This is a genomic window from Erythrobacter sp. S43 (assembly GCF_057364955.1).
The window spans coordinates 448,551-461,800 of record NZ_CP200285.1 but is presented as its reverse complement, the minus strand read 5'-3'; the positions used below and the strand labels follow the sequence as shown (position 1 = coordinate 461,800).

Here is a 13,250-nt window from a genome sequence, read left to right as displayed (position 1 = left end):
CGGTGATCGTATCTACAGTATGAGCAACGCGGCATCTCCTTCGGTCAAAGTCTGGTTTGACGGCGCGTGCCCGCTTTGCAGCCGGGAGATCGCTGTGATGCGCCGCATCGACAAAACCGGAGCCATCGACTTCATTGATGTCTCGGAAGGCGGTGATCCGTCCTGCCCGATTGACCAATCGCAGCTGCTCGCTCGTTTTCATGCCGAGGAAGATGGGACGGTTCTGAGCGGAGCCGCAGCCTTCGCCGCGATGTGGCGTGCGATCCCGCGTTTGCGCTGGCTCGGGCTGCTTGCACGTAACCGCTTTGTCCTGCGCGTGCTGGAGCGGCTGTATCTTGTGTTCCTCAAAGTTAGGCCGGCGCTGCAACGCTTTTTCCAATAGAAAATGCGGCGCATCGTTTGACACCTCGGCTTGTGCGGCTTTCCTTCCGTCAAGGTCTGCACGGCAGAATTCGCCGTTTGACCCCGTCATCCACGAGGTTTCGTTACAAAAATTGAGTTTCTACGGTAATTTTAGACTCAGTTTTCCACAGGGTATCTGTTAATTAACCACCAGAAACGAATCGCGAATCGGGGACGCGACAAATGGAAAAACCAACCATCGTATCGAGTGGTCCGGACTCAATGGGCCGAACCGTTTGTTTTGGCGACGAAATGTCTCGCCGCGCGCGCTACGGCCGAATTCAACCTATGAACCAACGCAATTCGATCGGCCGCACCATCTCTCGCTTTATCTCGGGCCGCTAAGTCAGCCGCCCGATTTTGCCACGGTGACCAGCTTCGTCTCGGTGTAGCCGAGATAGCCTTCGACGCCGCTTTCCGAACCAAAACCGCTGTCACCCGTTCCGCCAAACGGCGTTTCAGGTGAGCCGACACCAAAGTGGTTGATTGCAACCATGCCTGCGCGCAGTGCGCTCCCCAGATAGTGGCTTTCATCCAGATCAGCCGTGAAGGCGTAAGCTGCCAATCCGTAGCGCAGCGAGTTGGCGATGCTGACCGCTTCCTCGATATCGTCGTAAGGCACGATCCCTGCGACCGGGCCGAACGGCTCGTCGTTCATCAGCTTGCTGTCGCGTGACGGCGCAGCGATCACGGTCGGTTCAAAGAAGTGGCCCGGGCGCTGGATCACCGATCCGCCAGCAACAATCTCGCCCTTCTCTCCGCCCAGCGCGCCCACCAATTCGGTCATCGCGGTCACGCGGCCTGCATGGGCAAGGGGCCCCATCGTGACGCTGTCATCGACGCTGGCATCGCCTACTTCGATTTCCTTGGTGCGCGCGGCAAACTCGGCGACGAAGCGGTCATACATGCCGCGCGCCACCAAAAAGCGTGTGGGCGAGACGCAGACCTGACCCGCATTGCGGAACTTGGTGCCGACGCAAGCGGCGATGGTGCGTTCGAAATCCGCGCTTTCACCGATCACAACCGGTGCATGGCCGCCCAATTCGGCGGTGAAACGTTTCAGGTCTTTCGCTGCGAGCTGACCAAGATGCTTGCCCACTGCAGTGGAGCCAGTGAAGCTGACCTTGCGCGTAACAGGCGAGGCGATGAGGTGTTCGGAGATCATGGCCGGATCGCCGTAAACCAGATTGATCACGCCATCGGGCATCCCGGCATCGGTGAAGCATTCGACCAGAAGCTGCGCCGAAGCGGGTGTGGTCTCGGCAGGTTTGAGCACGCACGAACAACCCGCGGCCAAGGCTCCCGCGAGTTTCTTTGCCGGCAGGTTGATCGGAAAGTTCCATGGGGTGAACAGCATGGCTGGACCGATGGGCACTTGCATCACGCGCTGTTCGAGCAGGCTGGCGCTGCGGGTCGGGACCAGACGGCCACCTTGGCGCTTTGCTTCCTCTGCCAAGAAGTCGATCAAGTCAGCTGCGCCGACTGTCTCACCCAGAGCCTGCGCATGGGGTTTGCCCATCTCCAGCGTTATGACGCGGGCGATGCCTTCGGCGCGCTCGCGCAGCAATTCGGCGGCGCGGCCGATGATGCGGTAGCGTTCAATCGCGGGCGTCGCGGCCCACTTCGGAAATGCGTCTCCGGCGGCAGCAAGCGCAGCGTCGAGTTGTTCTTTCGAAGCTTTGGGGCATTGCCCGATCACTTCCTCACTCGCAGGGTTGGCGACCGGCATGGCGCCTTCGCCGCCATCCGCGATCCATTCGCCACCGATCAGCATTTTTACGGTTGGATAAGTCGTCATGGGGTCTCTCCAAACTGGGATTTCGGTGCTCGTGGCGGCGTTTGATCGCAAGGTGGCTGATAATTCCATTCGTTTCAATTGAAACTTTATTGCGCATCTTGTATTGCGACGCTGTTCGACATCCCCAGGAGAGAATTATGCTCGTCGGCGTTCCCAAGGAAATCAAAAACCACGAATATCGCGTCGGTCTGACGCCCGAATCGGTGCGCGAATATGTCGCGCGCGGGCATCAGGTCATCGTCGAAACCAATGCCGGAATGGGTATCACCAAGACCGATGACGATTATCGCGCAGTGGGTGCTGACATCGTCGATAGCGCCGAAGAGGTTTTCGCCCGCGCCGATATGGTGGTGAAGGTCAAAGAGCCGCAGCCCAACGAGTGGGTGCAGCTGCGCGAAGGGCAGATACTGTTCACCTATCTCCACCTTGCGCCCGACCCCGATCAGGCGCGAGGATTGATGGAAAGCGGTGTTTCCGCTGTTGCCTATGAGACCGTTACTGACCGTGATGGCGGCCTGCCGCTGCTTGCGCCGATGAGCGAGGTTGCGGGGCGTCTCGCTGTCGAAGCCAGCGCGCATTCGAGCCACGCCAACAATGGCGGTCGAGGCATCCTGATGGGCGGCGTGCCGGGCGTGCTTCCGGCGAAAGTCGTGGTGATTGGCGGCGGTGTCGTCGGCACGCATGCCGCGCGCATGGCGGTGGGCCTTGGCGCGAATGTCGAGATCCTAGACCGTTCGCTGCCGCGCATCCGCGAGCTGGACGAGCTGTTCGAAGGTCGTGCGCGCACCCGATATTCCAATGCCGGCACGATCGAGAACGCGATCACTGATGCTGACGTGGTGATTGGCGCCGTGTTGGTTCCGGGCAAGAGCGCGCCACGTCTGGTCACCCGCGACATGCTGGGCCTGATGAAGTCACGCGCGGTGTTGGTCGATGTGGCGATTGACCAAGGTGGTTGTTTCGAGACTTCGAAACCGACCACGCATGAAAACCCGACCTATCTGGTTGATGACATCATCCACTACTGCGTCGCGAACATGCCAGGCGCGGTGCCACACACATCCAGCTATGCGCTGAACCATGCGACATTACCGTTTGGTCTGGCGCTGGCGAGTAAGGGGCTGCAGGCCTGCGAAGATGATCCGCATCTGGCGCCGGGTCTGAACGTTCACGCGGGCAAGATTGTCAACGCGGACGTGCAGGAAAGCCTGGGCTTCTAGGCGCTTTTACTCAGCCGGCTCAGGTTCCCAGAACTTGGTCTTGGCTGGCGGGGGCGAGGGTTTGAACTCGCTCTCGTCCAGCGCGTCCAACGCGCGTGCACGGTCAGCATCAGAGAACTCGCCTGAAGTCAGGCAGAATTCGACCGCATTGCCGCTGGGGTCGGTTGTGTAGATCGAGTGACACCAATTGTGGTCAATCTCGAACACTTTCAGACCTGCTTTCTGCCACTTCTCCCGCCACGCATTCAGCTCTTCGACGGTGTCGACGCTGAAGGAGTAGTGGTTGGTCATCGGCGGTAGCTTGGCGGCCTTGTTCAGATCGAAGATATAGTCCTCGGCATTGGGCGTGTCGTGCAGTTCCCAGAACGCGATGAAGGTGCTGTCATCGCCGTCCATTCGGTAAAAGAAGTGCTTGCCCCATCCGCCGGTGATGACGGGCGCAACTTCGACTTTGACCAGCTCGAAGCCCATGATGCCTTCGTAAAATGCGTGGGTGGCCTTCATGTCTTTCGCGGCGAGAGCGAGGTGGTGGTAAGGCATCAGTCGGTCTCCTTTTCATCGACCATCGACATAACGTCGGCGCTGTCGCCGGTGGGTGCGGGTACTTCGACCACGCGCTCGTCCACATCATCATATTCAAGGCGCAACGCGCGGCTCATCACGGCGTGCATCATGTAAGTGCAGGTAACGTAGGTGAGCTCAAGTATCTCCTCATCGGAGAGGCTGTTCTTGAGCGCTTCGATTACCGCATCGGGCACACGGCCCCGCTGGAGAACCAACGCATCAGTGTAGGCGAGGACAGCACGTTCAAGGGGTGAGAAGCAGCTGGCAACTGACCAAGCTGGGATCGCCTCGATCTGTTCTTCGGTCAGCCCGACATCGCGCGATGCTTTGCAGTGCTGCGAGAAGACGAACTGCGAACCCACTGTGAAACCCGCGCGGGTCTGTCCCAGCTCGCGCAGTTTGGGATCGAGTTTGCGCTCCGGTGAGCGGTAAAACTGAAAGCCTTCGGTCGTGTGTTTGAAGGCATCGGGCACGATGTTGAACACTGTCCACCAATTGCCGGGCGTGCCGGTCGCTGTGCCGGGTTGCTCGACCGGATCACGATCTCCGAATAGCAGATCGAAAATGCGGTTGGCGTAGGGGTTTTCGGCCTCGCGGCCCGCTTGCTTCAATCGCGGCATAGCTTTCCTCTCACTCTCTCGAACCATTGGGTGACTGATAAGTTTCGGCATCTCAAGGCGATTGTTGGAGGTCAGAGCGCTCGCGCCAAAATTGACTTGCATCAATTCGAACAAATGGTGCGCCGATCTCGCGGGAGTTGCGCAAAGCGAAACATTATATTGGCTTTGCCGACAAAGACTCGCTCAGGGCGCCCGGTGCGAGGCCGGGTAGAAGGGGACGAGCCACTCGAGAAAGACCCATGAAGCACATCGATCCCGCTCCCCTCGTCCGTCAGGTCAATTGGGACGCTGACCTCGAAACCCGTGTCGCGCCGGTGACCCGCAGCGACAAGATCGCGTTTGGCTTCGTGAAGCTGCTGCGCTTCTTCGCCGACACCTTCTTCGCCAAACGCTATGGCCACCGCGCCGTGGTGCTGGAAACCGTCGCGGCTGTGCCAGGCATGGTCGGCGGGCTGTGGCAGCACCTCAACGCGCTGCGAAAGATGCGCAATGATGAAGGCTGGATCCGCACCCTTCTGGAAGAAGCAGAGAACGAGCGGATGCACCTGATGACTTTCATCGAGATCGCGCAGCCCAACCGGTTCGAGCGGCTGCTGATCGCAATGACCCAGCTGGTGTTCTACAACCTCTATTTCTTCCTCTACCTCTTCGCCCCGCGCACTGCGCACCGCGTGGTTGGGTATTTCGAAGAAGAGGCGGTGATCAGCTACACCGCCTATCTCGCCGAGGTGGACGCCGGCCGTCATGAGAATGTGCCCGCACCGCAGATCGCTATCGATTACTGGCAGCTGCCCTCTGACGCGCGCCTGCGCGATGTCATTATCGCCGTGCGCGCCGACGAGGCCGAGCACCGCGATGTGAACCACAGCTTCGTTGATCGCATTGACGAGCGCCGCGCCGCTTGACGTGAGGCAACGCACATGCTCCCAATCCTCGCACACCAGAGGAGTGGGGACACATGAAGACCAGAGCCGCCGTCGCATTCGAAGCCAAGCAACCGCTTGAAATTGTCGAGCTGGATCTGGAAGGCCCCAAAGCGGGCGAGGTGCTGGTCGAGATCATGGCAACGGGCATCTGCCACACAGACGCCTACACGCTCGACGGATTCGACAGCGAAGGGATATTTCCCTCGATCCTAGGCCATGAAGGCGCTGGTGTGGTGCGCGAAGTCGGGCCGGGTGTGACCTCGGTCGCGCCGGGCGATCACGTGATCCCGCTCTACACGCCCGAGTGCCGCCAGTGTAAGATGTGCCTATCCGGCAAGACCAATCTGTGCAGCGCCATCCGCGCCACACAGGGTCAGGGTTTGATGCCTGATGGCACCTCGCGCTTTTCGTACAAAGGCGAGACGATCTACCACTATATGGGTTGCTCGACCTTCTCGAACTTCACGGTGCTGCCTGAGATCGCGGTCGCCAAAATCCGCACCGATGCGCCGTTTGAGAGCGCTTGCTATGTCGGCTGCGGCGTGACGACGGGCGTGGGTGCAGTGGTCAACACGGCCAAAGTTGAGCCGGGCGACAATATCGTGGTGTTCGGGCTGGGCGGGATCGGCCTCAACGTCATTCAGGGCGCGAAGATGGCGGGGGCGGACCGCATTGTCGGCGTCGATATCAATCCTTCCAAGCGTGAATGGGGCGAGAAGTTCGGCATGACCGACTTCGTCAATCCGAAAGAGACTTCGAACGTGGTCGAGCATTTAGTCGAGCTGCTCGATGGCGGCGCGGACTACTCGTTCGATTGCACCGGCAACACCGATGTGATGCGCGATGCGCTGGAGTGCTGCCACAAAGGGTGGGGCACTTCGATCATCATTGGCGTTGCCGAAGCGGGCAAGGAAATCGCAACGCGTCCGTTCCAGCTGGTCACAGGCCGCAACTGGCGCGGTACGGCATTCGGCGGGGCTAAGGGCCGCACCGATGTGCCCAAGATCGTCGACTGGTACATGAACGGCAAAATCGCTATCGACCCGATGATCACCCACACACTTTCGCTCGACGAGATCAACAACGGCTTCGACCTGATGCACGCAGGCGAAAGCATCCGCAGCGTGGTGGTGTATTGATGGCGCACAAGGTCACTCTGTCCGACAAATTCGCGCTGTTCGACGAGCATTGGGCGCCGCGCCTTGCCGCGCGTTACAACGGTAACGAAGTGCGCCTCGCCAAGGTTGAGGGTGAGTTTCATTGGCACCAGCACGAAGACACGGACGAGCTGTTCCTCGTGATCGAAGGCCAGCTCGACATGGAATTCCGCGACCGGACCGAAGTCATGGTGGCGGGCGATCTGATCGTGGTCCCGAAAGGCACCGAGCATCGCCCCTGCGCGCGCAAAGGCGAGGTCAAGCTGCTAGTGATGGACGCCGATGGCACGCCGAACACTGGCGATGCAGAAACGGCTTTCGTACCGATTGAAGTCTGAAACCATGCGCGGTGAAGCGGGTTTGATGGCCGATCTTGGCGTGCTCCAGATCCCGAATACATTGCATGAGCATCAGGCGGTCTTCACCGTCGAAGAAAGCCGCGACATCAAGGATCATATTGCGTGCCACCACACCAAGAACCTGTTTCTGAAGGACGCCAAGGGCGCGTTCTTCCTGATCACAGTGCCGGGTGAAGCACGGGTTGATCTGAAAACCGTGCCACAAGTGATTGGCAGCAAACGGCTAAGCTTTGGCAAGCCGGATGCGATGGAGCGCTTGATCGGTGTCACGCCCGGCTCCGTGACCCCGCTGGGAATGATCAACGCCGAGCCGGGCAGCATCCAGCTGATCTTGGATGCACCTTTGGCCGTGCCTGATGATGTGGGTGTTCACCCGCTGAGAAACACCGCGACGCTAACCGTGGCCGGGACCGACATTCTAAAGCTGGCCGAGCATTGGGGACACCAGCCGATCGTAGCCGATATCCCGAAAGTTGCTGACTAAGCCTGCACCACCGTCTGCTCGATTGCGCCGAAGATCGAGTGGTTGTCCTTGTCGCGCATCTCGACCTTCACCGTGTCACCGGGAGCCATAAAGCGCGTTTTCGCTTCACCCTCGGCGATAGTTTCGATCATGCGAATCTCCGCGATGCAGGAATAGCCGAGGCCACCTTCGCTGACCGGCTTGCCCGGACCGCCATCCGCGCCCTTGTTAGAGATGGTGCCGGAGCCGATGATTGTGCCCGCGCTCAAGGTGCGGGTTTTGGCCGCGTGCGCGACCAGATCGGCGAGGTTGAACGTCGCATCCACGCCCACTTCAGCGCGGCCGAATGCTTCACCGTTATAATCGACCATCAGCGGTAGATGGATCAGCGAATCCTTCCACGCATCGCCCAATTCGTCCGGCGTCACGCAGACAGGGGAGAAGGCGCTCGCGGGTTTGGACTGGAAGAAGCCAAAGCCTTTGGCGAGTTCACCGGGGATCAGACCGCGCAGGGACACATCGTTGACCAGCATCACCAGCTTGATGTGCTTCGCCGCGTCCTCGGCAGAGGTGCCCATTGGCACATCGTCGGTGATGCAGGCGATCTCGCCTTCCATGTCGCAGCCCCACGCCGTGTCACCCAGCGGGATGTCGGCGCGCGGGGGCAGGAAAGCATCGCTGCCGCCCTGATACATCAGCGGATCGTGGTAAAAGCTCTCCGGCACTTCCGCGCCGCGCGCTTTGCGCACCAACTCAACGTGGTTGATATAGGCCGAGCCGTCCGCCCATTGGTAGGCGCGAGGCAGCGGCGAATGCGCCTCACGCTCGTGAAAGCGCTCGCACGGCACCGCCTCGTGCTCGACATCGGTGTAGAGCATTTCGAGCTTGGGCGAGACATGCGCCCAATCGTCCAGAGCCGCCTGAAGCGTCGGCGCGATATTGTCGGCAGCGCAGTAGCGCGTGAGGTCTTTCGAGACGACAACCAGTTTCCCGTCGCGCGATCCGTCATTGAGTGTGGCTAGCTTCATTTCTGGTACTCCGGGCTGTCGGGCTGATTGTCTGGATAGGCGCGCTGGAATCCGGGGAGAGCAAGGCATGCCTCCTCGATCCGCGTCATGTGGGGGTAGGGCGCAAGGTCGAACTCAAGCTTGCGCGCGTTGAAGAGCTGCGGGAGCAGGACCACTTCGAACAGGCCGGGCGTACCGGTCAGGAAATCGCCGCTGCCGATTTGCGCCAATCGCGCCTCAACCGGGTCGAGCGTGCGCGCCAGCCAGTGGTGGTACCATGTGTTCACTGCCTCATCATCGTGCCCCAGCGGATCGCGTAAATACTTGAGCACCTGCAGATTGTTGAGCGCGTGAATCTCGGTCGCGATGGCATAGGCCAGCTCGCGCACGGTATAGCGGTCCTCTTTATCCTCGGGCAGCAGAGCGGGGGTGGGATAGGCTTCTTCGAGCCATTCCAGCATCGCCATGGATTGCGCACGATCACGGCCATCGGCTTCCAGCATCGGCACGGTGCCGAACGGGTTGCGCGACGTGAACGCCTCGCCCGATTGCTCGGATGTGCGCAGATCAACCGGAATGACTTCGTAGCTCAACCCCTTCAGTTCCAGCGCGATGCGCACGCGGTAGGAAGTCGAGCTGCGGAAGTATGCAAACAGGCGCATCAAAACGCGGCGATCCCCGTGATGCCGCGGCCCAGGATCAGCGCGTGGACATCGTGCGTGCCTTCATAGGTGTTCACTGTTTCGAGGTTCACCGCGTGGCGGATGACCTGATATTCTTCGCTGATGCCGTTGCCGCCGTGCATGTCGCGCGCCTGACGGGCGATGTCCAAAGCCTTGCCGACATTGTTGCGCTTGACGACGGAGATCATGTCCGGCGCGAACCGGCCTTCATCCATCAGACGACCGACGCGAAGGCTCGCTTGCAGGCCCAGCGCGATGTCGGTGAGCATATCGGCTAGCTTCTTTTGATAAAGCTGCGTTCCGGCGAGCGGACGGCCGAATTGCTTGCGATCAAGACCATATTGCCGCGCGGCGTGCATGCAGAATTCCGCCGCACCCATCGCGCCCCAGCTGATGCCGTAGCGTGCGCGGTTGAGGCAGCCGAACGGACCTTTTAAGCCCTGCACATTGGGCAGCAGAGCATCTGCGGGCAGCTTCACCTCGTCCATCATGATCATGCCCGTGGTGCTGGCACGCAGCGAGATCTTGCCTTCGATCTTTGGTGCCGAAAGGCCTTCCATCCCCTTTTCAAGGATAAATCCGCGAATGCCGCCACCGTGTTCCTCTGACTTCGCCCAAACAACGAACACATCGGCGAAAGGCGAGTTTGAGATCCACGTCTTAGAGCCGGAGATGACATAGCCATCGCCGTCTTTCCTGGCGTAAGTCTTCATGCCCGCTGGATCAGAACCGGCATCGGGCTCCGTCAGGCCAAAGCAGCCAATCAGCTCACCCGAGGCAAGGCCCGGCAAGTACTTCTTGCGCTGCTCTTCCGATCCGTAGGCGTAGATCGGATGCATCACGAGGCTCGACTGTACCGACGCCATCGAGCGGTAACCGGAGTCCACCCGCTCAATCTCGCGCGCGATCAGGCCGTATGCGACGTAGGAAGCATCCGCGCCCCCATATTCTTCAGGGATAGTCGCGCCGAGCAGACCGGCCTGACCCATCAACGGGAACAGTTCGGGTGCGCTCGTCTCGTTGCGATAGGCTTCGATCACGCGCGGCTGCAGTTCGCTCTGCGCAAAGCCATTCGCGGCTTCGCGGATCATCCGCTCGTCTTCGGTCAGCTGGCCATCAAGGTCGAACGGGTCCTCCCAATTGAACGGTACAAGACCGGCATTGGCGAGGTCGGGCGATGCGGGGGCGTGCACTTGGTTGCTCCTGAAACTTGTTTCAGAAGTGCTTTCGCAGGCTTGGGATTGAGTCGCAAGGATAGCGTGCGACTGTTCCGGATTAAGCGGGTTCGAAAACCTTGCTGATCATCTTCAACACCTCGGCAGGCGGGCATGGCTTTTCCAGCATCAATGCACTGGGAAATTGCGCCTGCACTTCGTCGGGTGAGTGTCGTCCGGAATGGAAGATAATCGGCACCTTTTCATCGGCCAGCGTTCTTGCAAGCTGGAATACACTGCCATCGACCAACGAGATATCGAGTATCGCGAGGTCCGGTTTGTCCATCTGGAATGCCAGCATCGCGCTGGACACGCCGGTGTGTGGGCCCTCTATCTCAAAACCGGCTTCGGCTATTGTGTTGCATAGGTCCATCGCGACGACCAATTCGTCTTCTGCGACAAGAACGCGCTGCGCCATGTCTCCCTCCCCTTTTTGCCGATCCCACCTTTCTCAATGCAATTTGGACACCTCTGTTCCCTGAGGCTTATCCATTCTGGCCGAATTTCTCCGCGAAGCCTGATTCCTCGCCAGCGGCCAGCAGCTTGGCCTGTGCGACCCACTGATCGCGGGTGATGCGCCCGGCGAAGCGCCCCAAAGAGGCATCGACGCGTTCGACATCGGCGTCGCTCCATGCGGCGATCTGCGCAAATGAGGTTACCCCTTGCTCCCCAAGCATAGTGGCAATTTTCGGACCAAGCCCCTTGATGCGCGTTAGGTCGTCGGCAGCTGCACCTGAAGTGCTGGCGGTTGCTGCAGGCGTCTTCTCGGGTTCAGGTGCAGTTTTATCGGCGGAAGGCGTTGAATCGATAAAGGCCTGATTGCGCGCTGCCGGTGCTGCGCCTTCGTCCAGCACATCCTTGGGCGCGCCCTCATCACGGATCACCCGCGCGCGGCGGTTCAAGCGCATGACGACAAAGATGGCGACCAATGCGCCAATGATGCCGCCAATGATCATCGGCATATATTCGGTAAGTTCCGGTGACATAATCTGCGCCTTTTCGGATGTTCTTTAAACGCAGCGTTGCCTTAGCGCAGGGCCTAGCGTCAAGGCGTCTGTGGACTGCGCAAAAGAAAGGCCAGCATGGAGGTAAAACCATGCCGGCCTTCATTTGAAATTGGGCTGCTTGCCTCAGCCACCCTTCATACTTGCCGCCAGAGCGTTAAGTTGGATGAACTCCTGACGCCAGTAATTGTCCTGATTGCCAGCGAGTGCGCCGATATCCTCGTGGGTAAATCCGTTCATAAGGTTGTCCCCGCGCAGCACCTGACCAAAGGCCGCAACTGCAGTCGCGAAGGCGAAGTCGCCGCGCGGTGCCTTGGCTCGATCCAGCGCATCGGCGTTGACGATGGTGTCGATCAGCTGCGAAGTCGTGCCATTTGGCATTTTGTAACGCAGCTTCACATGCGCGACCTCGGGCAGGCTCTTGACCAGCGGCTTCTCTTCATACCTGCGCGGCGTGATCCAGCCTTTGGTTCCGGCGGGCACGATTTCGTAAATCGCGGTCACCTGATGCCCGGCACCGATATCGCCTGCATCGACACGGTCATTGTTGAAGTCTTCTTCACGCAGGATGCGGTTCTCGTATCCGACCAGACGATATTGGCTGACGCGATTGGGGTTGAACTCAACCTGGATTTTCACATCCTTGGCGATGGTGAAAAGGGTTGAGGACATTTCCTCGCCCAGCACCTTTTTCGCTTCCAGCGCGCTGTCGATGTATGCGTAATTGCCGTTCCCGTGATTGGCGATCTGCTCCATCATCGCTTCGTTGTAATTGCCCGTACCAAAGCCAAGCGTGGTCAGCGTGATGCCGGTGTCGCGTTTCTTCTCGATCAGCTCGACCAGAGCATCGCGGTTGCTCACCCCGACATTGAAATCGCCATCAGTGGCGAGGATCACGCGGTTGACGCCGCCCTTGATGAAGTTGTCCTCGGCAATGTTGTAAGCAAGTTGAAGACCTGCGCCGCCAGCGGTTGATCCACCTGCGTTGAGTTCATCGAGCGCACGACGAATGGCTTTGGTGTCGTTGGTCGGCTCAAGCACAAGGCCCGCCGCACCGGCATAAACAACGATCGAAACCTTGTCGTTCTTGCCCAGCTCTCCGGCAAGGCCTGACAGCGCAGTTTTGACCAATGGCAGCTTCTCCGGACGGCCCATCGATCCTGACACATCGAGCAAGAAGACGAGGTTTGAGGCAGGACGCTCGGCATGGTCAATGTCATAACCGCGCAGGCCAATACGCATCAGATATGTGTCGTCATTCCACGGTGTCTTGGCGACATCGGTGGTGACCGAAAATGGCTGCGAACGATCTTTGGGCCGGTCATAGTCATAGCGGAAGTAATTGATCATTTCCTCGGTCCGCACCGATGCCTTGGGCGGCATGCGGCCTTGGGAGAGGAAACGGCGCGTGTTGGCATAGGCGCCCGTGTCGACATCGACACTGAAAGTGCTGACCGGCTCGGCTTGGGTCAGTTTAACTGGCGAGACTTCCTTACCGTCATACTGCTCGCGGCCCGGATCGGTCGGGATAACGACGGGAGGAACGGCAATACGCTTTTGAATGCCACCGACAGCTTGTGCCTCGGCCATCCGATTGCCGGTAGCCATGACAGGCGCAGGTTGCGGGGGTGGTGCGGATACAGAAGGTGGCGTTGGCGGGGGCGGCGGTGCCTGCGCCAATTCACCGTTTGGCATCCCTTCGCAACTGGCGATCAGAACACCCAGAACCAGAACACTTGAAAGCTTCACCGCACGCATCAGCACGACTCCCCTAATAACCCTGCACACAAAGTCTGGGCTCAGCCAGTGAATGCGGACTGAATGGTCTGTCAG

General features: G+C 59.5%; 15 protein-coding genes. 6 read left to right on the top strand and 9 right to left on the bottom strand.

What is annotated here, in order from left to right:
- Nucleotides 1–19 precede the first annotated feature (19 nt).
- Nucleotides 20–382, top strand: a complete 363-nt coding sequence (locus tag AC0V6K_RS02410) for a thiol-disulfide oxidoreductase DCC family protein (protein WP_472624428.1) — start codon at nt 20–22, stop codon at nt 380–382.
- Between the two features lie 366 nt (nt 383–748).
- On the opposite strand, the gene AC0V6K_RS02405 is transcribed toward AC0V6K_RS02410, so the two are convergent.
- A complete protein-coding gene (locus AC0V6K_RS02405) occupies nt 749–2,200 on the bottom strand; it encodes an NAD-dependent succinate-semialdehyde dehydrogenase (RefSeq protein WP_472624426.1) in 1,452 nt (483 codons plus the stop codon).
- A gap of 137 nt (nt 2,201–2,337) precedes the next feature.
- Between AC0V6K_RS02405 and ald the strand changes: the two genes are divergently transcribed.
- Nucleotides 2,338–3,420, top strand: coding sequence for an alanine dehydrogenase (gene ald, locus AC0V6K_RS02400; protein WP_472624424.1), 1,083 nt, complete (start codon nt 2,338–2,340; stop codon nt 3,418–3,420).
- Nucleotides 3,421–3,426: 6 nt separating this feature from the next.
- On the opposite strand, the gene AC0V6K_RS02395 is transcribed toward ald, so the two are convergent.
- Nucleotides 3,427–3,960: a VOC family protein gene (locus tag AC0V6K_RS02395; RefSeq protein WP_472624422.1), complete on the bottom strand. Its 534-nt coding sequence runs from the start codon at nt 3,958–3,960 to the stop codon at nt 3,427–3,429.
- Nucleotides 3,960–4,655: a carboxymuconolactone decarboxylase family protein gene (locus tag AC0V6K_RS02390; protein ID WP_486172539.1), complete on the bottom strand. Its 696-nt coding sequence runs from the start codon at nt 4,653–4,655 to the stop codon at nt 3,960–3,962. Before AC0V6K_RS02390 ends, AC0V6K_RS02395 begins: the two co-directional genes overlap by 1 nt.
- A gap of 188 nt (nt 4,656–4,843) precedes the next feature.
- On the opposite strand from AC0V6K_RS02390, the gene AC0V6K_RS02385 reads away from it, so the two are divergent.
- Genes AC0V6K_RS02385 through AC0V6K_RS02370 form a run of 4 tightly spaced genes read left to right on the top strand, consistent with a single transcriptional unit; the run spans nt 4,844 to nt 7,530 of the window.
- Nucleotides 4,844–5,509 (top strand): alternative oxidase, encoded by a 666-nt coding sequence (locus tag AC0V6K_RS02385; RefSeq protein WP_472624418.1) that lies wholly within the window; start codon nt 4,844–4,846, stop codon nt 5,507–5,509.
- Nucleotides 5,510–5,562: 53 nt separating this feature from the next.
- Nucleotides 5,563–6,669, top strand: a complete 1,107-nt coding sequence (locus tag AC0V6K_RS02380) for an S-(hydroxymethyl)glutathione dehydrogenase/class III alcohol dehydrogenase (RefSeq protein ID WP_472624416.1) — start codon at nt 5,563–5,565, stop codon at nt 6,667–6,669.
- Nucleotides 6,669–7,025: a cupin domain-containing protein gene (locus tag AC0V6K_RS02375; RefSeq protein ID WP_472624414.1), complete on the top strand. Its 357-nt coding sequence runs from the start codon at nt 6,669–6,671 to the stop codon at nt 7,023–7,025. Before AC0V6K_RS02380 ends, AC0V6K_RS02375 begins: the two co-directional genes overlap by 1 nt.
- Nucleotides 6,970–7,530 carry a prolyl-tRNA synthetase associated domain-containing protein gene (locus AC0V6K_RS02370; protein ID WP_472624412.1) on the top strand — a complete coding sequence of 187 codons (561 nt, stop codon included), beginning with the start codon at nt 6,970–6,972 and terminating at the stop codon, nt 7,528–7,530. The genes AC0V6K_RS02375 and AC0V6K_RS02370 overlap by 56 nt, the downstream gene beginning before the upstream one ends.
- On the opposite strand, the gene AC0V6K_RS02365 is transcribed toward AC0V6K_RS02370, so the two are convergent.
- The 6 genes from AC0V6K_RS02365 to AC0V6K_RS02340 form a co-directional block, all read right to left on the bottom strand.
- Nucleotides 7,527–8,537 (bottom strand): fumarylacetoacetate hydrolase family protein, encoded by a 1,011-nt coding sequence (locus AC0V6K_RS02365; RefSeq protein ID WP_472624410.1) that lies wholly within the window; start codon nt 8,535–8,537, stop codon nt 7,527–7,529. The two genes, AC0V6K_RS02370 and AC0V6K_RS02365, sit on opposite strands and share 4 nt — an antisense overlap.
- Complete coding sequence (gene maiA, locus AC0V6K_RS02360; RefSeq protein WP_472624408.1) at nt 8,534–9,178, bottom strand: maleylacetoacetate isomerase; 645 nt, start codon at nt 9,176–9,178, stop codon at nt 8,534–8,536. The genes AC0V6K_RS02365 and maiA overlap by 4 nt, the downstream gene beginning before the upstream one ends.
- Nucleotides 9,178–10,392, bottom strand: coding sequence for an acyl-CoA dehydrogenase (locus AC0V6K_RS02355; RefSeq protein ID WP_472624406.1), 1,215 nt, complete (start codon nt 10,390–10,392; stop codon nt 9,178–9,180). The genes maiA and AC0V6K_RS02355 overlap by 1 nt, the downstream gene beginning before the upstream one ends.
- An 82-nt stretch (nt 10,393–10,474) precedes the next feature.
- Complete coding sequence (locus AC0V6K_RS02350) at nt 10,475–10,831, bottom strand: response regulator (protein ID WP_472624404.1); 357 nt, start codon at nt 10,829–10,831, stop codon at nt 10,475–10,477.
- Between the two features lie 67 nt (nt 10,832–10,898).
- Nucleotides 10,899–11,399, bottom strand: coding sequence for a helix-hairpin-helix domain-containing protein (locus AC0V6K_RS02345; protein ID WP_472624402.1), 501 nt, complete (start codon nt 11,397–11,399; stop codon nt 10,899–10,901).
- Between the two features lie 144 nt (nt 11,400–11,543).
- Nucleotides 11,544–13,175: a vWA domain-containing protein gene (locus AC0V6K_RS02340; protein ID WP_472624400.1), complete on the bottom strand. Its 1,632-nt coding sequence runs from the start codon at nt 13,173–13,175 to the stop codon at nt 11,544–11,546.
- Nucleotides 13,176–13,250 lie beyond the last annotated feature (75 nt).

Bases quoted from the DNA above. Each gene is read 5' to 3' on its own strand.
- AC0V6K_RS02390 (WP_486172539.1), bottom strand. From the start codon at position 4,655: ATGCCGAAACTTATCAGTCACCCAATGGTTCGAGAGAGTGAGAGGAAA.
- AC0V6K_RS02395 (WP_472624422.1), bottom strand. From the start codon at position 3,960: ATGCCTTACCACCACCTCGCTCTCGCCGCGAAAGACATGAAGGCCACC.
- AC0V6K_RS02350 (WP_472624404.1), bottom strand. From the start codon at position 10,831: ATGGCGCAGCGCGTTCTTGTCGCAGAAGACGAATTGGTCGTCGCGATG.
- AC0V6K_RS02375 (WP_472624414.1), top strand. From the start codon at position 6,669: ATGGCGCACAAGGTCACTCTGTCCGACAAATTCGCGCTGTTCGACGAG.
- maiA (WP_472624408.1), bottom strand. From the start codon at position 9,178: ATGCGCCTGTTTGCATACTTCCGCAGCTCGACTTCCTACCGCGTGCGC.
- AC0V6K_RS02405 (WP_472624426.1), bottom strand. From the start codon at position 2,200: ATGACGACTTATCCAACCGTAAAAATGCTGATCGGTGGCGAATGGATC.
- AC0V6K_RS02410 (WP_472624428.1), top strand. From the start codon at position 20: ATGAGCAACGCGGCATCTCCTTCGGTCAAAGTCTGGTTTGACGGCGCG.
- ald (WP_472624424.1), top strand. From the start codon at position 2,338: ATGCTCGTCGGCGTTCCCAAGGAAATCAAAAACCACGAATATCGCGTC.
- AC0V6K_RS02385 (WP_472624418.1), top strand. From the start codon at position 4,844: ATGAAGCACATCGATCCCGCTCCCCTCGTCCGTCAGGTCAATTGGGAC.
- AC0V6K_RS02365 (WP_472624410.1), bottom strand. From the start codon at position 8,537: ATGAAGCTAGCCACACTCAATGACGGATCGCGCGACGGGAAACTGGTT.
- AC0V6K_RS02370 (WP_472624412.1), top strand. From the start codon at position 6,970: ATGGCACGCCGAACACTGGCGATGCAGAAACGGCTTTCGTACCGATTG.
- AC0V6K_RS02345 (WP_472624402.1), bottom strand. From the start codon at position 11,399: ATGTCACCGGAACTTACCGAATATATGCCGATGATCATTGGCGGCATC.
- AC0V6K_RS02340 (WP_472624400.1), bottom strand. From the start codon at position 13,175: ATGCGTGCGGTGAAGCTTTCAAGTGTTCTGGTTCTGGGTGTTCTGATC.
- AC0V6K_RS02380 (WP_472624416.1), top strand. From the start codon at position 5,563: ATGAAGACCAGAGCCGCCGTCGCATTCGAAGCCAAGCAACCGCTTGAA.